The 18,308-nt window shown below is 42.9% G+C and carries 19 protein-coding genes; 17 read left to right on the top strand and 2 right to left on the bottom strand.

Features of this window, described 5'->3' with window-relative positions; genetic code table 11:
- Positions 1–149 precede the first annotated feature (149 nt).
- From NSQ36_RS10995 to NSQ36_RS10955, 9 genes are all read left to right on the top strand, one after another.
- The gene (locus tag NSQ36_RS10995; protein ID WP_339205707.1) at positions 150–2,222 is read left to right on the top strand and encodes a sigma-54-dependent Fis family transcriptional regulator; all 2,073 of its coding nucleotides are present in this window, start codon (positions 150–152) and stop codon (positions 2,220–2,222) included.
- Between the two features lie 42 nt (positions 2,223–2,264).
- On the top strand, positions 2,265–3,242 hold the full coding sequence (gene yqiS / locus NSQ36_RS10990) for a phosphate butyryltransferase (RefSeq protein WP_223251154.1): 978 nt from the start codon (positions 2,265–2,267) through the stop codon (positions 3,240–3,242).
- Between the two features lie 25 nt (positions 3,243–3,267).
- Positions 3,268–4,362: a branched-chain amino acid dehydrogenase gene (gene bcd, locus NSQ36_RS10985; protein WP_003215658.1), complete on the top strand. Its 1,095-nt coding sequence runs from the start codon at positions 3,268–3,270 to the stop codon at positions 4,360–4,362.
- A 27-nt stretch (positions 4,363–4,389) separates the two neighbouring features.
- Positions 4,390–5,517 (top strand): butyrate kinase, encoded by a 1,128-nt coding sequence (gene buk, locus NSQ36_RS10980; protein ID WP_339205704.1) that lies wholly within the window; start codon positions 4,390–4,392, stop codon positions 5,515–5,517.
- Entirely contained in the window at positions 5,507–6,931 is a 1,425-nt protein-coding gene (lpdA, locus tag NSQ36_RS10975) for a dihydrolipoyl dehydrogenase (RefSeq protein WP_137054994.1), read from the top strand. Before buk ends, lpdA begins: the two co-directional genes overlap by 11 nt.
- Positions 6,932–6,948: 17 nt before the next feature.
- Positions 6,949–7,941, top strand: a complete 993-nt coding sequence (locus NSQ36_RS10970; protein WP_050943786.1) for a thiamine pyrophosphate-dependent dehydrogenase E1 component subunit alpha — start codon at positions 6,949–6,951, stop codon at positions 7,939–7,941.
- 12 nt (positions 7,942–7,953) lie between these two features.
- On the top strand, positions 7,954–8,937 hold the full coding sequence (locus NSQ36_RS10965) for an alpha-ketoacid dehydrogenase subunit beta (protein ID WP_113767408.1): 984 nt from the start codon (positions 7,954–7,956) through the stop codon (positions 8,935–8,937).
- 18 nt (positions 8,938–8,955) lie between these two features.
- The gene (locus NSQ36_RS10960; RefSeq protein WP_268493666.1) at positions 8,956–10,212 is read left to right on the top strand and encodes a dihydrolipoamide acetyltransferase family protein; all 1,257 of its coding nucleotides are present in this window, start codon (positions 8,956–8,958) and stop codon (positions 10,210–10,212) included.
- Between the two features lie 65 nt (positions 10,213–10,277).
- The gene (locus NSQ36_RS10955) at positions 10,278–10,571 is read left to right on the top strand and encodes a YesK-like family protein (RefSeq protein ID WP_111911012.1); all 294 of its coding nucleotides are present in this window, start codon (positions 10,278–10,280) and stop codon (positions 10,569–10,571) included.
- Positions 10,572–10,586: 15 nt separating this feature from the next.
- Here the strand turns inward: NSQ36_RS10955 and NSQ36_RS10950 are convergent, their stop codons facing one another.
- The gene (locus NSQ36_RS10950) at positions 10,587–11,480 is read right to left on the bottom strand and encodes a YegS/Rv2252/BmrU family lipid kinase (protein ID WP_050943789.1); all 894 of its coding nucleotides are present in this window, start codon (positions 11,478–11,480) and stop codon (positions 10,587–10,589) included.
- A 170-nt stretch (positions 11,481–11,650) separates the two neighbouring features.
- Between NSQ36_RS10950 and NSQ36_RS10945 the strand changes: the two genes are divergently transcribed.
- From NSQ36_RS10945 to NSQ36_RS10920, 6 genes are all read left to right on the top strand, one after another.
- Complete coding sequence (locus tag NSQ36_RS10945) at positions 11,651–12,088, top strand: BrxA/BrxB family bacilliredoxin (protein WP_003215907.1); 438 nt, start codon at positions 11,651–11,653, stop codon at positions 12,086–12,088.
- A 195-nt stretch (positions 12,089–12,283) separates the two neighbouring features.
- Entirely contained in the window at positions 12,284–13,048 is a 765-nt protein-coding gene (locus tag NSQ36_RS10940; protein ID WP_012010505.1) for a transporter substrate-binding domain-containing protein, read from the top strand.
- A 126-nt stretch (positions 13,049–13,174) separates the two neighbouring features.
- Positions 13,175–13,831, top strand: coding sequence for an amino acid ABC transporter permease (locus tag NSQ36_RS10935; RefSeq protein WP_003215691.1), 657 nt, complete (start codon positions 13,175–13,177; stop codon positions 13,829–13,831).
- Positions 13,824–14,546, top strand: a complete 723-nt coding sequence (locus NSQ36_RS10930; protein WP_003215712.1) for an amino acid ABC transporter ATP-binding protein — start codon at positions 13,824–13,826, stop codon at positions 14,544–14,546. Before NSQ36_RS10935 ends, NSQ36_RS10930 begins: the two co-directional genes overlap by 8 nt.
- 120 nt (positions 14,547–14,666) lie before the next feature.
- Positions 14,667–15,620, top strand: coding sequence for an aromatic acid exporter family protein (locus NSQ36_RS10925; RefSeq protein ID WP_003216109.1), 954 nt, complete (start codon positions 14,667–14,669; stop codon positions 15,618–15,620).
- A 52-nt stretch (positions 15,621–15,672) separates the two neighbouring features.
- A complete protein-coding gene (locus NSQ36_RS10920; RefSeq protein ID WP_003215693.1) occupies positions 15,673–16,182 on the top strand; it encodes a L,D-transpeptidase in 510 nt (169 codons plus the stop codon).
- Between the two features lie 38 nt (positions 16,183–16,220).
- Here NSQ36_RS10920 and NSQ36_RS10915 read toward each other — a convergent pair whose 3' ends face one another.
- Complete coding sequence (locus NSQ36_RS10915; RefSeq protein WP_257736823.1) at positions 16,221–16,301, bottom strand: hypothetical protein; 81 nt, start codon at positions 16,299–16,301, stop codon at positions 16,221–16,223.
- Between the two features lie 114 nt (positions 16,302–16,415).
- On the opposite strand from NSQ36_RS10915, the gene mce reads away from it, so the two are divergent.
- Both mce and NSQ36_RS10905 read left to right on the top strand, forming a co-directional pair.
- Complete coding sequence (gene mce, locus NSQ36_RS10910) at positions 16,416–16,838, top strand: methylmalonyl-CoA epimerase (RefSeq protein ID WP_268453942.1); 423 nt, start codon at positions 16,416–16,418, stop codon at positions 16,836–16,838.
- Positions 16,825–18,294 (top strand): acyl-CoA carboxylase subunit beta, encoded by a 1,470-nt coding sequence (locus NSQ36_RS10905; protein ID WP_339205696.1) that lies wholly within the window; start codon positions 16,825–16,827, stop codon positions 18,292–18,294. Before mce ends, NSQ36_RS10905 begins: the two co-directional genes overlap by 14 nt.
- The last annotated feature ends 14 nt before the right edge of the window (positions 18,295–18,308 follow it).

Here is an 18,308-nt window from a genome sequence, read left to right as displayed (position 1 = left end):
CAAATGTCCCCTTAAACGTCATTTACTTCCATTGTCTAATTCAAAAAATATTTTGTCAAGAAAGGAAAACGTGGTAATATAAGAGTTGTGCAATTTTTTTCAAAGGAAAAATATGGTGTGCAAATTTTTTCATATAAAGGGGTAACGGGATGCAGAGAGTCTTGATTGTCGGTGCTGGACAGGGTGGATCAGCTTTGCTTGAAACATTGCTGAAAACAAATATGATTCAAATCGTTGCAATCGCCGACCTTGATCTTGAGGCACCGGGGATGGTAGAAGCGAAAAAGAATGGAATTGATACGACAAAGGATTGGAAAGAATACATAAAAGATGACATTGATATCATCATTGAAACAACGGGCAGTTCAGCTGTGCTGAAAGAACTGATGGAAGAAAAAGCAGAGCAGTCTGTCATTGTTCCAAGTTCGATGGCATACGTCATATCAGAATTAATGTCAGAAAAGCATCAGCTTATACAAATATTAAAGGAACAAACCTATAAACATGACCGCATTTTTAATGCAACGAACGATGGCATGATTTTTATTAATATGGATGAAGAAGTCGTTCTGTTTAATCGATCGGCTGCCAAAATGGTTGGACGTTCGCAAAAAGATGCGATTGGCCGGCACATACGTGAAGTGATCCCGAATACAAAACTCCCCGATATTTTAAGATCGAGGGAGCCAGAATTTCATCAAAAACAATTTCTGAATCAGCAAATACAAATTGTCACAACGCGTTTGCCGATTATTGATGACGCAGGAAGAATGCTAGGCGCTCTATCCATTTTTAAAGATATTACAGATGCAGTGGAGCTTGCGGAAGAAGTCACAAACCTGAAAGAAGTGCGCACAATGCTTGAGGCCATCATTCAATCATCAGATGAAGCGATATCCGTCGTAGATGAGCAAGGGAAAGGAATTTTAATCAACCGAGCTTACACGAAAATGACGGGGTTAACAGACAAAGAGGTTGTGGGCAAACCAGCAGGTGCGGATATTTCTGAAGGGGAAAGCATGCATTTGAAGGTGCTTGAAACAAGAAGGCCGGTTCGAGGCGTCAGAATGAAAGTCGGACCTAATAAGAAGGATGTGATCGTCAACGTAGCGCCAGTGATCGTTGATGGTATTTTAAAAGGCAGCGTCGGCGTCATTCATGATGTATCAGAAATTCAATCACTCACGAATGAATTAAATAAAGCAAGACAGCTCATCCGGACACTTGAAGCAAAGTACACTTTTGAAGACATTATTGGAGAAAGTGAGCAAATGCTTGTGGCGCTTGAGCAGGCAAAGCTAGGGGCTAAAACCCCAGCCACCATTTTACTTAGGGGAGAATCAGGTACTGGGAAAGAGCTATTTGCACACGCTATACACAATGAAAGTGACCGGAAATATAATCGCTTTGTAAGAGTCAACTGTGCTGCCTTATCAGAAACTCTTTTAGAGTCAGAGCTTTTTGGCTATGAGGAAGGCGCATTTTCTGGTGCGAGGCGCGGCGGGAAGAAAGGGCTGTTTGAAGAAGCGAATCACGGCAGCATCTTTTTAGATGAAATTGGTGAAATGACGCCAAGTACACAAGCGAAATTATTACGCGTGATGCAGGAGAAAGAAATTGTTAGAGTAGGCGGAACAAAAGCGATACCAGTTGATGTGCGTGTGATTACCGCAACAAATGTCAATATTGAAAAAGCGATGGCAGAAGGGAAGTTCAGAGAGGACTTATATTATCGGATGAACAGATATCCGATTTCGATTCCGCCACTAAGGCAGCGACTTGAAGATATTGACTCCTTAAGTAAACGCCTTATTCAGAAAATCAATTTAGACTATGGTCGAAATGTGAGCGGCTTAACGGAAGGGGCGCTCGATAGACTTCGATCCTACAGCTGGCCTGGGAACGTAAGAGAACTGGAAAATGTCCTTGGACGAGCCATGATCTTTTTGAATCCGCAAGAAGAATGGATCGATGAAGATCATATTTCCTTCATGGAATCAGAAGAGCAGGAAGAAAAAGAGCAGCAGGAACTGGCTGTCAGTCAATTTGAGGGAGAGACCCTTTCGGATGCTGTTGAAGCGTTTGAAGCGCAGCTCATTAAACAAACCCTTGAAAAGCATCAATTCAACCGCACGAAAACAGCGAAAACGTTAGGGATTAGCATTCGGAATCTTTACTATAAAATGGATAAATATCAACTTGCAAAAGATAGCATGCAATAAAATGCACGTTACCTGCAAAAAGCTGCATGTATTTCATGCGAAATGCCTTATTTCGCTGCGTTTCAAGCTGGCATAGAACTTGCATATAAAAACCATGAACCCGAGCATAAGGAAAGGTGGGCATATATGAAGCTTGACGATCTGATTATGAAAGCCGCCCAGTTGCAGAATAAAACTGCTGCTGTGGCTCATGCAGAAGACGAAGAAGTGCTTCATGCCATCAAGATGGCAATTGAACGAAAGGTCGCTCGCTTCCTGCTGGTTGGGAACAAGCGCAACCTGAAGGAGCTGGTGAAACAGCATGAGATCAATGAAGACTGGATAGATATTATTCATTCGGATTCTCCTGAAGAATCAGCCAAAATTGCCGTGCAGGCAGTGAGTGAGAAGCATGCAGATATATTGATGAAGGGGCATGTCACGACAGCCGTTCTATTAAAAGCGGTGCTGAATAAAGAGTACGGGCTGCGGACGGCGAGTGTACTATCACATGTCGCGGCATTCGAAGTGCCGGGCTTTGATCGGTTTATTTATGTCACAGATTCTGGGATGAACATCGCGCCCGATTTAAACATGTTCAAAGAGATTACGATCAATGCTGTTCAAGTAGCGCAAGCTGTTGGAAATGACATGCCAAAGGTGGCCGTGTTATCTGCGGTAGAGGTCGTGAACCCGGCAATGGATTCCACTTTGACAGCGGCAAGCCTGGCGCAAATGAATAAGCGAGGTCAAATTTCTGGCTGCCTCATTGACGGGCCTCTGGCATTAGACAATGCCATTTCTCAAACAGCAGCTTCTCATAAAAATATTACGAGTGATGTCGCCGGTCATGCAGATATTTTGCTTGTGCCAACGATTGAAGCAGGGAACATTCTTTATAAATCTCTCATCTACTTTGCACATGCAAAGGTGGGAGCTGTGGTGGCAGGAGCGAAGGCACCGATTGCTTTAACAAGCCGGTCGGATACAGCCGAAAGTAAGCTTTATTCAATTGCACTTGCCATCTGTACATCAAATTAAGCGAAAGTTATAGGAGGAATAAACAATGGAACTTTTTAAATATATGGAACGATACGATTATGAGCAGCTTGTATTTTGTCAGGATGAACAATCTGGCTTAAAAGCGATTATTGCCATTCATGATACAACACTTGGCCCAGCACTAGGCGGGACAAGAATGTGGACGTATGAAAACGAAGAAGCAGCAATCGAAGATGCACTTCGTCTAGCAAGAGGCATGACTTATAAAAACGCAGCAGCAGGCCTGAATCTTGGCGGCGGGAAAACAGTCATCATCGGTGACCCGAGAAAAGATAAAAATGAAGAAATGTTCCGTGCGTTTGGACGCTACATACAAGGATTAAATGGCCGCTATATCACAGCGGAGGATGTCGGTACAACGGTAGAAGACATGGATCTGATTCATGAAGAAACAGACTTTGTGACAGGTATTTCTCCTGCATTTGGTTCATCCGGAAACCCGTCTCCTGTTACGGCTTACGGTGTATATAAAGGGATGAAAGCTGCTGCCAAAGCTGCATTTGGAACCGACTCACTAGAAGGAAAAACGATTGCAGTCCAAGGTGTTGGGAATGTCGCCTACAATTTGTGTAAACATCTGCACGAAGAAGGCGCACAGCTAATTGTCACAGATATCAACAAAGACTCTGTAAAACGAGCTGTAGAAGACTTTGGCGCAAAAGCTGTAGACCCTGACGATATTTATGATCAAGCATGTGATATTTATGCCCCTTGTGCACTTGGTGCAACGATTAATGATGTAACGATTCCTAAGCTGAAAGCAAAGGTCATCGCAGGTGCAGCGAATAACCAGCTGAGAGAAACGCATCACGGCGATCTGATTCATGAAATGGGTATTGTGTATGCACCTGATTATGTGATCAATGCAGGCGGTGTGATTAACGTTGCTGATGAGCTTTATGGCTATAATGCAGATCGTGCGATGAAAAAGGTAGAAGGTATTTACCAAAATATTGAACGCGTGATTGAAATTTCAAACCGTGATGCCATTCCAACTTATAAAGCGGCAGACCGATTGGCGGAGGAGCGAATTGAAAGAATGCGCAAATCAAGAAGTCAATTCCTGCAAAATGGCCAACATATTTTAAGTCGTCGCTAATTTGAAGAATGAGTTGAAACGGAGGTTTTGTTTTTGCTGACAAAAGAATGGCGTATTCTCACAATTAATCCTGGCTCTACTTCAACAAAAATTGGTGTGTTTCACAATGAACGATCTATTTTTGAAACGACACTCAGACATACAGATGAGGAATTAAAGCAGTTTCCTCATATCATTGATCAGTTTTCATTTCGTCAAGAAACAATCCTGAAGACGCTGCATGAACAAGGAATGAACATCTCAAAGTTTGATGCAGTTTGCGCGCGCGGCGGTCTTCTTCGTCCGATTGAAGGTGGCACATATGAAGTCAATGAGCAAATGGTGCAAGACTTGAAAGAAGGATATGCTGGCCAGCATGCATCAAATCTGGGCGGTATCATTGCACGAGAAATTGCACTTGGTTTGAACATCCCAGCTTTTATTGTCGATCCAGTTGTAGTGGATGAGCTAAAACCAATTGCTCGTATTTCAGGGTTGCCAACGATTGAAAGAAAAAGCATCTTCCATGCATTAAATCAAAAAGCAGTCGCAAGAAAAACAGCTGCATCCTTTGGGAAGCGCTATGAAGATTTGAATATGATTATTACACATATGGGCGGCGGCATCACCATTGGTGTCCATGAAAAAGGTAAAGTCATTGATGTCAATAACGGACTGCATGGCGAAGGACCTTTTAGCCCAGAGCGAGCGGGGACCCTGCCAACAGGTGACCTCGTCAATCTTTGCTTTTCTGGTCAGTACAGCCAAGAGGAAATGCTGAAACGCATTATTGGTGAAGGTGGTCTTGCGGGCTACCTTGGTACGACAGATGCTGTGAAAGTTGAGTGCATGATTGAAGCAGGCGATGAACGGGCGGCGCTGATTTATGAAGCGATGTGCTATCAAATTGCCAAGGAAATCGGTGCGGCTAGTGCTGTCTTAAAAGGCGCAGTTGACGTCATTGTGTTAACAGGCGGACTTGCGTACAGCAAACAAATTACATCAAGTATTAGAGGTCACATTGACTGGATTTCAGATGTTGTCGTGTATCCAGGCGAAAATGAACTGCAATCCTTAGCAGAAGGTGCACTTCGTATTTTAAAAGAAGAAGAATCTCCGAAAGAATACCCAAATGATCAACGGATGAAGAAAGGAGTGACTAGTCATGGCAACTGAATATGACCTCGTCATTCTTGGTGGGGGCACAGGCGGCTATGTAGCGGCCATTCGTGCCTCACAGCTTGGATTGAAAACAGCAGTTGTAGAAAAAGAAAAGCTTGGCGGAACATGTCTGCATAAAGGATGCATTCCGTCTAAAGCGCTGCTTAGAAGTGCTGAAGTCTATCAAACCGTCCAACGTGCTGCTGATTTTGGCGTTGAGGCAAATGGCATCGCCTTGCAGTTTGCCAATGTACAGAAAAGAAAAGCAGAGATTGTAGAGAAACTAGCAGGCGGCGTCAAACATTTAATGAAACAAGGGAAAATTGATGTTTATGAAGGGATCGGCCGTATTCTTGGCCCATCTATCTTTTCGCCAATGCCAGGAACCATCTCCGTAGAAATGGCAAATGGAGATGAAAATGAAATGCTTATTCCAAAGCAGGTCATCATTGCGACAGGTTCAAGACCGCGTGTGCTGCCTGGACTTGAAGCAGATGGGACGCATATTCTTACATCAGATGATGCACTTGAACTGCCAGAGCTTCCGCAGTCGATGCTCATTGTCGGCGGCGGGGTGATCGGAATCGAGTGGGCTTCCATGCTCAATGATTTCGGTGTGAAAGTGACTGTGATTGAATTTGCAGACCGCATATTGCCAACAGAGGATCATGACATTTCTAAAGAAATGGAAAAGCTTTTATCTAAAAAAGGCATCACCTTTGTGACAAATGCGAAAGTACTGCCAGATACCGTTAAAAAGCTGGAGAATCTCGTGACGATTCAAGCAGAAAAGGATGGAGACATTCAGACGTTTGAAGCGGAAAAACTTCTTCTATCAGTCGGCAGAGTACCAAATATTGAAGGCATTGGTCTTGAAAACACGGAGATCCAAACAGAAAAACAAGGCATTGTCGTGAATGAACATTATCAAACGAAAGAATCGCATATTTATGCAATAGGAGATGTCATTGGTGGGCTTCAGCTGGCACATGTGGCTTCACACGAAGGCATGATTGCTGTGGAGCATATGGCTGGTCAAGATCCAAAGCCGCTCGATGAAACGCTCGTTTCTAAATGTGTATACTCTCACCCGGAAACCGCGAGTGTTGGACTCACTGAACAGGCGGCAAAAGAGCAAGGCTTCGAGGTCAAAATGGGGAAATTCCCATTTATGGCGATCGGAAAAGCACTTGTGTACGGGGAGTCAGATGGATTCGTCAAAATCATTGCTGATCAAAAGACAGATGATATTTTAGGGATTCATATGATTGGTCCTCATGTCACAGATATGATATCTGAAGCTGGATTAGCCAAAGTACTTGATGCAACGCCGTGGGAAGTCGGGCAAACAATTCACCCGCACCCAACCTTATCAGAGGCGATTGGCGAGGCTGCCCTTGCTGTTGACGGGAAAGCGATCCATTTTTAATCAAGGAGGGAAATAAGATGAGTAACATGCGTCATCATGAATTAGGATTATCTGATGAACAAGCAATTGATATATATAGAACAATGCTTCTAGCAAGAAAAATTGATGAACGGATGTGGCTTTTAAACCGTTCAGGTAAAATTCCATTCGTCATTTCTTGTCAAGGGCAGGAAGCGCAGCAAGTCGGTGCTGCTTTCGCTCTCAATAGAGAAGAGGATTACGTCTTACCTTACTACCGTGATATGGGGGTTGTCCTCGCATTTGGAATGACAGCAAAAGATTTAATGATGTCAGGTTTCGCAAAACAAGACGATCCAAACTCAGGCGGAAGACAGATGCCAGGGCATTTTGGACAGAAATCAAATCGAATTGTGACAGGATCTTCACCTGTTACAACGCAGGTTCCTCATGCAGTGGGGATTGCACTTGCTGGACGACTAGATCAGAAAAACTTTGTCAGCTTTGTCACGTTCGGTGAGGGCTCTTCAAACCAAGGTGATTTCCACGAAGGCGCTAACTTTGCTGCTGTGCATAAGCTGCCTGTTATTTTCATGTGTGAAAACAATAAGTACGCGATTTCCGTGCCGTATGACAAACAAGTAGCATGTGAACGCATTTCAGATCGTGCGATTGGGTACGGAATGCCTGGTGTAACCGTTGATGGCAATGATCCGCTTGAAGTATATGCCGCTGTCAAAGAAGCGAGAGACCGTGCAGCAAGAGGCGAAGGACCAACGTTGATTGAAACGATCTCTTACCGTTTAACTGCGCATTCAAGTGATGACGATGATTCAAGCTATCGAGAAAAAGAAGAAGTGCTCGAAGCGAGAAAGAAAGATCCGCTCATCCAATATGAAACGTATTTAACCGAAGGAAACGTCATGACTTCAGAAATGAAAGAAGAGATGACAAAAGAAATCATGCAAATCGTAAACGAAGCTACTGATGAAGCGGAAAACGCTGCTTATGCTGATGCTGAAAGCGCACTTCGTTACGTGTATGCGGAGTAAGGGGGAAGAAAAATGCCTGTTATGTCATATATAGACGCCATTACACTGGCGATGAAAGAAGAAATGGAGCGAGATCCGAAAGTGTTTGTGCTCGGAGAGGATGTCGGGAAAAAGGGCGGCGTATTTAAAGCGACAGCGGGTCTCTATGAGCAATTCGGAGAAGCGCGCGTCATGGATACACCTCTTGCAGAATCAGCTATTGCTGGTGTAGGGATTGGAGCAGCGATGTATGGAATGCGCCCAATTGCTGAGATGCAATTTGCGGATTTTATCATGCCTGCTATTAACCAAATCATTTCAGAGGCTGCGAAAATTAGATACCGCTCAAATAACGATTGGAGCTGTCCAATGGTCATCCGCGCACCTTATGGGGGCGGAGTTCACGGGGCGCTTTATCATTCACAATCAGTTGAAGCGATTTTTGCCAACCAGCCTGGTTTGAAGATTGTCATGCCTTCTACGCCTTATGATGTAAAAGGTCTTTTAAAAGCTGCGGTGCGTGATCCAGATCCTGTATTGTTCTTTGAACACAAACGTGCCTACCGTCTCATTAAAGGAGAAGTACCTGAAGATGATTACACACTCCCTATTGGAAAAGCAGATGTGAAACGTGAAGGCGATGATATCACGGTCATTACATATGGCCTCTGCGTCCATTTTGCGTTGCAAGCAGCAGACCGCCTTGCAAAAGATGGCATTTCTGCGCATATTCTCGATTTGAGAACAGTGTACCCGCTTGATCAGGAAGCCATTATTGAAGCGGCATCAAAAACAGGCAAAGTGCTTCTTTTAACGGAAGATACAAAAGAGGGCAGCATCATGAGTGAGGTAGCGGCGATCATATCAGAGCATTGCTTATTTGATTTAGACGCACCAATCAAACGTCTAGCCGGACCAGAAATCCCGGCAATGCCTTATGCACCGACGATGGAAAAATTCTTCATGGTCAATCCAGATAAGGTTGAAGCTGAAATGAGAGAGCTAGCGGCGTTTTAAGAAAGAGGAGGGTTTCAAGTGGCAATTGAACAAATGAAAATGCCTCAGTTAGGTGAAAGTGTAACAGAAGGAACCATCAGCAAATGGCTCGTTTCACCTGGCGATCATGTGAATAAATACGATCCTATTGCGGAAGTTATGACGGATAAAGTGAACGCAGAAGTCCCGTCATCTTTTACAGGAACGATTACAAAGCTATCGGCTGAAGAAGGCGATACACTGCAAGTAGGAGAAGTGTTCTGTGAAATTGAAGTAGAAGGTAGCTCGCAGCAGAGTGCGAAAGAAGAAGCGGCACCTGAGCAAAGTGAAGCACCTGAAGCAGATCAAACAAAAGAGAATCAAAGTCAAAAGAAACGCTACTCTCCAGCAGTCCTTCGGTTAGCAGATGAGCACAGCATTGATTTAGCGGCAGTGCAAGGAACGGGAGCAGGCGGACGAATCACAAGAAAAGATTTACTTCAGCTCATTGAAAACGGCGGCATGCAAGAGAAGACAGCACCTGGCAATGAACAGGCGGTCAAGCCAGAGCCTGTGCAGCCATCAAAACCAAAAGCGGCGCCTTCCATCTCTACAATGCCTGGTGATGTTGAAGTGCCAGTCACGCCAATCAGACAGGCGATTGCGGCAAATATGCTGAGAAGCAAACATGAAATTCCGCATGCATGGACGATGATGGAAGTTGATGTGACAAACCTTGTGACTAGAAGAAATCAGCTCAAGGACCAATTTAAAGCAAAAGAAGGCTTTAATTTGACGTTCTTTGCGTTCTTTGTCAAAGCAGTGGCTCAGAGCTTAAAGGAATTCCCAGAAATGAACAGCATGTGGGCTGGAGATAAAATTGTGCAAAAGAAAGCGATCAATGTCTCGATTGCTGTTGCGACTGATGACGCTCTTTTTGTTCCAGTGATTAAGGATGCAGATGAAAAAACGATTAAAGGCATCGCCAAGGAAATTCATGAGCTTGCTTCCAAGGTGAGACAAGGTACGCTGAAGCAAAGTGACATGGAAGGCGGCACCTTCACTGTAAACAACACGGGATCATTTGGTTCTGTACAATCTATGGGAATCATCAATTATCCGCAAGCGGCGATTTTACAAGTAGAATCGATCGTGAAGCGTCCAATGATTGTAAATGGTATGATTGCAGCAAGAGACATGGTCAACCTTTGTCTCTCATTAGATCACAGAGTTCTTGATGGTCTTGTATGCGGCAGATTCCTTCAACGGATTAAACAAATCCTTGAAGGCATTGATGAGCAAACATCTGTTTACTAAAACAAGAATGTCCCCCTCCCGCTAAGGAGAGGGGGATTTCCACATGATGAGAAAGGAGCGATGGTATGTCTGGACTAGACTTTTTTGCGTTTTTAACGATTGGACTCATGTTTATCACAGCAATTGCGTTCGCTTTTCTTCGATATATTTCTAAATCACGCAATCATCCTGAAAGATTACTACTGATCATATCAATCGTTTCAATGATTCAAGTTTTGTATTGCTTGCTGATTGTCGGTGGATTTAAAGGAGCAGCGAATAGCCTCTTAGGAATTTCTCTTCTTGCCGGGACGCTGCTTGGCTATGCACTTGAATATTTATACAGACGCTATATCAAAAAAACGCCCGAAAAAGAATGATCTCGGGCGTTTTCTTTATTCTGCTGGAACAATAAAGGTCAAATGTTGTTTTAACACTTCTAAAAAAGCAGGGGCTGTCATGTACACTTCGCCATCTGTATCAGCATCCATTTCCTCTTTTGTGTGAATCTGAATATTGGATGCTTGAATGAGAGACAGATCGCCGGTGAAATCCTCCAGCTCTTCCCGGTTCATAGAAAAGATTTCTTTTAGAGCAGAGAAGCTCGTATTTCTGCAAATTAAGATTTCTGCTTTCCCATCATCAATCGCTGCACTCGGCAAATCAATTTTATTTGTCCCGATGAAATGTCCATTCATGACAAGAACGATGACAGCGTCCTCTTCCCAGCTTTCCTCCTCTGTTTCAATTCGTACGTGAAAAGGATCTGTTTGCTGTAAGGTGCGCAAGGCACTTGTGAAGTAGCTTATTTTACCGAGTACGGCTTTTTCCTTGTCATTAATATTGTTGGATGTGTCTGCAATCAGCCCGATGCCCCAAAAGTTTAACAAGTATCGATCTCCTGCTTTGATTAAGTCGACCTTTTTTTCTACGCCGTCTACAATCATTTGAGCGGCTTTCTGCATTTGTTGCGGAATACCAAGCGTTCTAGAAAAGTCATTGCATGTCCCGCCTGGTAAAATCGCTACAGCTGGCCTTTTTTCTAAACCACCGATGCCATTCATACATTCATGCACAGTTCCATCTCCACCTAATATGATAAGCAATTCTATCGTCTCATCAATTGTACGACAGAATTCATAAGCATCATTTGCCTGCTTTGTTGGTTTAAGAATGAGTTCATCAATATGTAGAGAAAGAAGAGGTACTGTTTGTCCGAGAACTTTTTCCATGTTTTTTTGTCCAGCATTTCCATTATAAATGAGCATCGCTTTTTTGAATTGTGCCATCACGCAGTTCTCCCTTTCATCTCTTTATCATCACTTTTCCCCAATTTCGCGGCGTATAAACGATGTTCAGAAAAAGTGGGGAATGAGAAGACAACACATTTGCCCGCAGGCGTTTTCCTTGATATGATGTTGTTAAAATGGTTTTGGCATGCTAAAGGAGTGGACGGACAATGAATATTGATTTTAATTTATTTATGAATGATATTGTGAAACAAGCGAGAGAAGAGATCAAACAGGCTGGCTATAATGAGCTTACATCAGCTGAAGAAGTGGATGAAGCCCTGTCTAAAGAAGGCACGGCACTTGTGATGGTGAATTCAGTATGCGGATGTGCTGGCGGTATTGCAAGACCAGCTGCAGGCTATTCTGTTCATTACGATAAGCGACCAGATCAATTGCTGACAGTGTTTGCTGGACAAGACAAAGAGGCAACCGCAAGAGCCCGTGAATATTTTGAAGGCTTCCCGCCATCTTCACCATCCTTTGCATTATTAAAAGATGGAAAGATCATTAAAATGGTCGAACGTCATGAAATTGAAGGGCACGAACCAATGGAAGTCGTGTCAAAGCTTCAAGCTGCATTCGATGAGCATTGCAAAGAAATTTAACATGTGACGTTTGAATGATGACATATAAAGCAGTCCGGTCTTTAGATCGGTCTGCTTTTTGTTATATAAGACCATTGAATCAAAATAATTTTAGCGAAATACTATTGCATCTTAAAAAGAAAGTGTTTAAAATACATTATAGTGAATAAATATTCAAAACAATACATGATTTTAAATACTAGGAGGCACTATCTTATGAAAAAGTGGTTATTATTACTTATGACAGCTGGTCTTGCAGCTGCACTCGCAGCTTGCGGAACTTCTTCTAATAATTCAAACGCATCAGGAGATGACAAAACACTCGTTATGGCGACATCAGCAGATTATCCGCCATTTGAATCAAAAGACGGAGATAAAATTGTCGGTTTTGATGTTGATCTTGCAACAGCACTAGCGAAAAAGAACGGCTACAAGCTAGAAATTCAAGATATGGATTTCGCAAGCCTTGTATCCGCCCTTAAAACAAACAAAGCTGATATTGTCCTAGCAGGCATGACCCCTACAGAAAAACGCAAAAAACAATTAGATTTCTCTGATGTTTATTACAATGCAAAAAACTTAGTTGTCTCAAAGAAATCTAGCGGAATGAAAACAGAGAAAGACTTAAAAGATAAAACAGTCGGCGTTCAATTAGGTTCAATCCAGCAGGATGAAGCAAACGGTTTGCAAAAGAAATATAACTTAAAAGTGGAAGACCGTAATAAAATCTCTGATATCATTCAAGAAATCAAAGCAGGTCGTTTTGATGCAGCCATTATTGAAGATAAAGTAGCTGCTGGTTATTTGAAAAAAGAAAAAGACTTCCAAGCATTTGGATTGAATAGTTCAAATGAAGGTTCAGCCATTGCATTCAAGAAAAATAGCGACTTAACAGCTAAATTTAATAAATCATTAAAAGAAATGCAAGACAATGGCGAACTTGATAAATTAATTAAAAAATGGTTTGCTGATGAAAAATAAGTCAGGAAAAGGATCAGCGTCATTCACGAAAATTCAGTAGAAAGCGCTGAAAAGTTCAACTCATGTTGAACTTTTTTCCTGTTTTATTTTTTGATTTCGTATGAAGGCATAAAAAAGGAGACTGTCATGTTAGATTTTAAAGATGTAATACCTCAGATGCCCTTTATTTTAGAAGGGCTTAAGGTCACACTTTCTATTGTAGTGGTATCACTTTTTCTTGGATTTATTTTAGGGATTTTATTAACGCTTTGCAAAATTAGTGTATTTAAGCCGCTCATTTGGCTTGCAGATTTTTATACATCCATCTTCCGAGGCACACCGCTTGTGCTTCAATTGCTCATTATTTATTTCGGTCTGCCTCAGCTTCTTGGGTTTCAAATCGATCAATACTGGGCTGCTGTAGCGGCATTTTCACTAAACTCTGCGGCTTACGTATCTGAAATTATTCGCGCTGGTATTAATGCCATTGATAAAGGTCAAAAAGAAGCAGCCGTTGCTTTAGGCATCCCTTATGCTAAAATGATGAAGGACTTATTGCTTCCGCAGGCATTTAAAAATATTTCACCTGCTCTTGTGAACGAAACGATTACACTGACAAAAGAATCTGCTATTGTGACAGTCATTGGACTGGGAGATGTCATGAGACGAGCCTATCAAGCAGGTGCCGTCACGTATAATTATCTTGAACCGCTTATTTTTGCGGGTCTCATCTATTATGTCATCGTGCTTGTTCTCACCTTTGTCGGCAAATCGGTGGAAAGGAAGTTAAAATCAAATGATTAACATAGAGAAACTCACAAAATCTTTTGGAAAAAATGAAGTATTAAAAGGGATCGACACCACCATTAAAGAAGGGGAAGTTGTCGCAGTCATTGGACCATCTGGTTCAGGAAAATCGACGTTTCTTCGCTGCATCAACTTGCTCGAAAAGCCGACTTCTGGTGTCATTACGATTCAGGATACCGAAATCACAAACCCAAAAACCAATGCACTCAAAGTGCGTGAGAACATCGGAATGGTGTTTCAGCATTTTCACCTGTTCCCGCATAAAACGGTGCTGGAAAATATCACATATGCGCCAATGAATGTGAAGAATCAATCGAAGGAAGACAGCATCAAACAAGCTGAAGATCTGCTGAAAAAGGTAGGACTTTTAGAGAAAAAAGATGATTTTCCGAACCGCTTGTCAGGTGGTCAAAAGCAGCGTGTCGCAATTGCACGTGCGCTTGCAATGACACCAGACATCATGCTGTTTGACGAGCCAACGTCTGCACTAGATCCAGAAATGGTCAAGGAAGTGCTAGAGGTCATGAAAGAGCTGGCTCAATCTGGTATGACACTTGTGATCGTCACACATGAAATGGGCTTTGCAAAAGAAGTGGCTGACCGCGTGATCTTTATGGACGATGGGAAAATTGTAGAGGATGCAAACCCTGTGCAATTCTTTGAATCACCGTCATCACAGCGCGCGAAAGACTTCTTACAAAAAATATTATAAAGAAAAAAGAGAGGGAGACTTAACATCTCCTTCTTTTTTTGATTATAATGGGGAAAGTAAAAAAGTTCATCATTTCACAATAAGTGAATAGAAACAAGACAGAAAAGAGTGACTCACATCATGTTTAAAATCGGCTACCGAACGCTGAAAACAGCATTAGGAACAGCGATCGCCATCTATATTGCGCAACTGCTTGGCCTTCAAAATTATTCCGCTGCCGGGATTATTACGATTCTGTGTATTCAGGTGACAAAGAAACGGTCGCTTCTTGCATCAGGCGCCCGCTTTGCCGCATGCAGTCTTGCCATTTTATTTTCTTATCTATTTTTCGATCTGATTGGGTATCATCCTTTTGTGATTGGTCTGATGCTGCTTGTCTTTATTCCGACAACCGTATTGCTCCGCATTAAAGAAGGGATTGTCACAAGTTCAGTCATCATCCTCCATTTATACATGTCGGGCGGGATTACCCTTCACCTCATCTGGAATGAGCTGCTGCTGATTACGATTGGTGTTGGCGTGGCACTTATCATGAACCTGTATATGCCAAGTGTCGATAAAAAGCTCAAACGCTACAGCGAACAGATTGAAGACAACTTTGCAAAAATCTTTGAAGAAATCGAGCAATACTTAATGACAGGGAAACAAGACTGGACAGGCAAAGAAATACCAGAGACACATCAATTGATTAAAGAAGCGAAAGCTCTCGCATATCGTGATGTTGAAAACCATGTCTTAAGACATGAAAACCTGTATTATCATTATTTCAATATGAGGCAAAAGCAGTTCGAAATCATCGAGCGTGTGCTTCCGAAGATCACGTCCATTTCCATTACAACAGAGCATGGACAAATCATTGCAGAATACATTAGAGACTTACGCGAACATATTCACCCAGGGAACACGGCGCATAAGTTTTTAAGGCGCCTCATTGATATGAAAGAAGAGTTCGATAAGCTACCGCTGCCGCAAACAAGAGAAGAGTTTGAGGCAAGAGCTGCACTGTTTCATTTCCTCGGAGAAATGGAACAATATTTAGTATTGAAAAGCTATTTTAAAGGGATGAAAGAATAGAGACGCATGAGTTCCTCCTTCATTGGTCAATCTAATGAAAAAGGAGGAGCCTATGCGTCTTTTATTTTATACCGTATTGACCATGTCCCTTTCACCTATCTGGCCGCTCGGACAAAACCCGCTTCCAGGAGACCCTTATGTCATTATTAATAAACAAACAAATGAACTTGCCTATATTGATCAAGGACAAATCCAAAAAATATATCCTGCTTCTACAGGGAAAACGTCCGATTTAACGCCAGAAGGGGAATTTACCATTATGATCAAAGCGAAAGATCCCTATTACAGAAAAAAGAATATCGAAGGCGGTGCGAAGAATAACCCTCTTGGCAGAAGATGGATTGGATTTGATGCACGAGGAACAGATGGTAGAACATACGGAATTCATGGGACGAGTGACGAAACATCGATAGGGAAATTTATCACGGCAGGCTGTGTGAGACTGCATAATCAAGATGTAGAGCTTCTATTTGACCAGCTTCCGGTTGGGACAAAAGTGTGGATTACAACATCAACCGATTCATTTGAAAAGCTTGCCAAAGACAAACAGGCCATTCGTTGATTGAACGAATCACCTGCTTGTCTGCTTTTATTGAAACCTTATAAAAAGGTTGCGGCTCCTGCTAAAAGTGAAGATATTAGCAGCAGGCTAATCATGAGCAATACCATGAATTTCATCATTTTCTGAGACATATCGCACCCCTATAACCGAAGATTATTTGCGACGAACGCACCTTTCTTTATTCTAGCTCGTTTTTTCAAATGCGACAAGTGATCAACAAAGGAAGTGAACGGATGAATCAAATCGACCATATTGCCATTGCGGTCTTTTCTATAAAAAACACATCTCGAATTCTTCAAAAGCTGTTTAACTGGCATTTTTCAGACATACAAGAGATTCCTGAGCAGGAGATTAAAGCGTCCTTCGCTTCACTTGATCATGTGCACATTGAATTAATTGAACCGATGTCCGGTAGCAGCAAACTACATACCTTTTTAACAAAAAGAGGAGAGGGACTCCATCATATTGCGCTAAAGTCAGGTGACATACAGGCGGACCTTAACTGTCTTGATCATCTTGGCGTGGAGCTTCTCCAACAATCAGCACAGATAGGCGCGAGCGGGAAGCGGATTGCTTTTATTTCACCGAAAGAAACGTCCGGTGTGTTATTCGAATTGTGCGAGCCCTTGAAAGGAGAGGAACATGGCAATGAATGAATCGTTCAATGACTTGGCTAAATGGCGCGAAAAAGCATTCATGGGCGGCGGCGTGAAACGTGCAGCTGCGCACCGGAACAAAGGAAAACTAACGGTTCGTCAGCGGCTGCATGAACTTCTTGACGGGGGCAGTTTCATGGAAATTCAAGGATTTGCAACAGGCCGCATGTCAGAGCATGTCGGTGATGGCGTCGTCACTGGAACTGGACTCATTCATGGAAAGCCGGTATGTGTTTATGCACAAGATGCAACAGTGCATGGAGGGTCTTTAGGCGAAATACATGCTAAAAAAATTGCTTCTCTAATGGATCTCGCAGCTAAAAATCAGATGCCGGTCATCGGTCTAAAAGACTCAGGTGGTGCGAGAATTCAAGAGGGTGTGGTATCATTAGAAGGATACGGACAGATTTTTAAACGGAATGTGCTGTGCTCAGGTCAAATCCCGCAAATATCCGTTATTTTAGGCTCTTGTGCTGGAGGAGCAGTCTATTCTCCTGCCTTGACTGATTTTGTGTTCATGACAGAACAGACAGCTCATATGTTTTTAACAGGTCCGAAAGTCATAGAAAAGGCAACAGGAGAAACGGTCTGTCCTGACCGTCTTGGCGGTGCAAGTGTTCAGCATCAGACAAGCGGGAATGTGCACTATACTGGCAAAGATGAGAAAGACGTGTTAAAAGCGGTTCGAACACTTTTAACGTACATACCAACGAAACAACAGACTGTCATGGACGCTGAAACGAGTAAGCAAGACGCAGCTGATCCAGGCAACATCTTGCCGAAGGATCCATCACGCACCTATGATGTCAAACAAGTGGTGACAGCGATCATCGATTCAGGCTCATTCTTTGAGACACAACCTTGTTTCTCAAAAAATATCGTCACAGGGTTTGCCAGATTACAAGGGGCTTCAATTGGTATAGTTGCCAATCAGCCAAAGGTGCTGGCAGGAAGCCTTGACCTTGATGCTGCCGATAAAGCGGCCAGGTTTATTCGATTTTGCGATGCGTTTCATATTCCGCTCTTAACACTTGTAGACGTCCCCGGCTTTTTACCAGGTGAGAAAGCCGAGCATGCGGGAATTATCCGTCACGGCGCAAAGCTTTTATATGCGTACGCTGAAGCGACCGTTCCAAAAATCACGGTGATTTTAAGAAAGGCGTATGGCGGTGCGTATGTCGCAATGAATAGCAAGGGATTAGGCGCTGACTTTGTTTATGCATGGCCAGCGGCAGAAATAGATGTCATGGGGAAAACGTTCGCTGACGAAATCGTTCATCCTGCTTCGCGCAAGGTTGAAACGGAGCCAAGTGTATTCAAAGCGGCTCAGGCAGGGCTGATAGACGATATTTTCATGCCGTCTGAAACGAGAGAACGATTGATTCGCTCATTTGATTTGCTTCGCAGGAAGGAAGAAGATAGACCGTTAAAAAAGCATGGCAACATGCCGCTATAAGAGGAGGAGCATCA

The sequence above is a fragment of the Bacillus sp. FSL W8-1143 genome (assembly GCF_037965155.1).
GTDB lineage: Bacteria > Bacillota > Bacilli > Bacillales > Bacillaceae > Bacillus > Bacillus pumilus.
The sequence above is the reverse complement of the archived record's forward strand: the minus strand, read 5'-3'. Positions and strand labels throughout refer to the sequence as shown.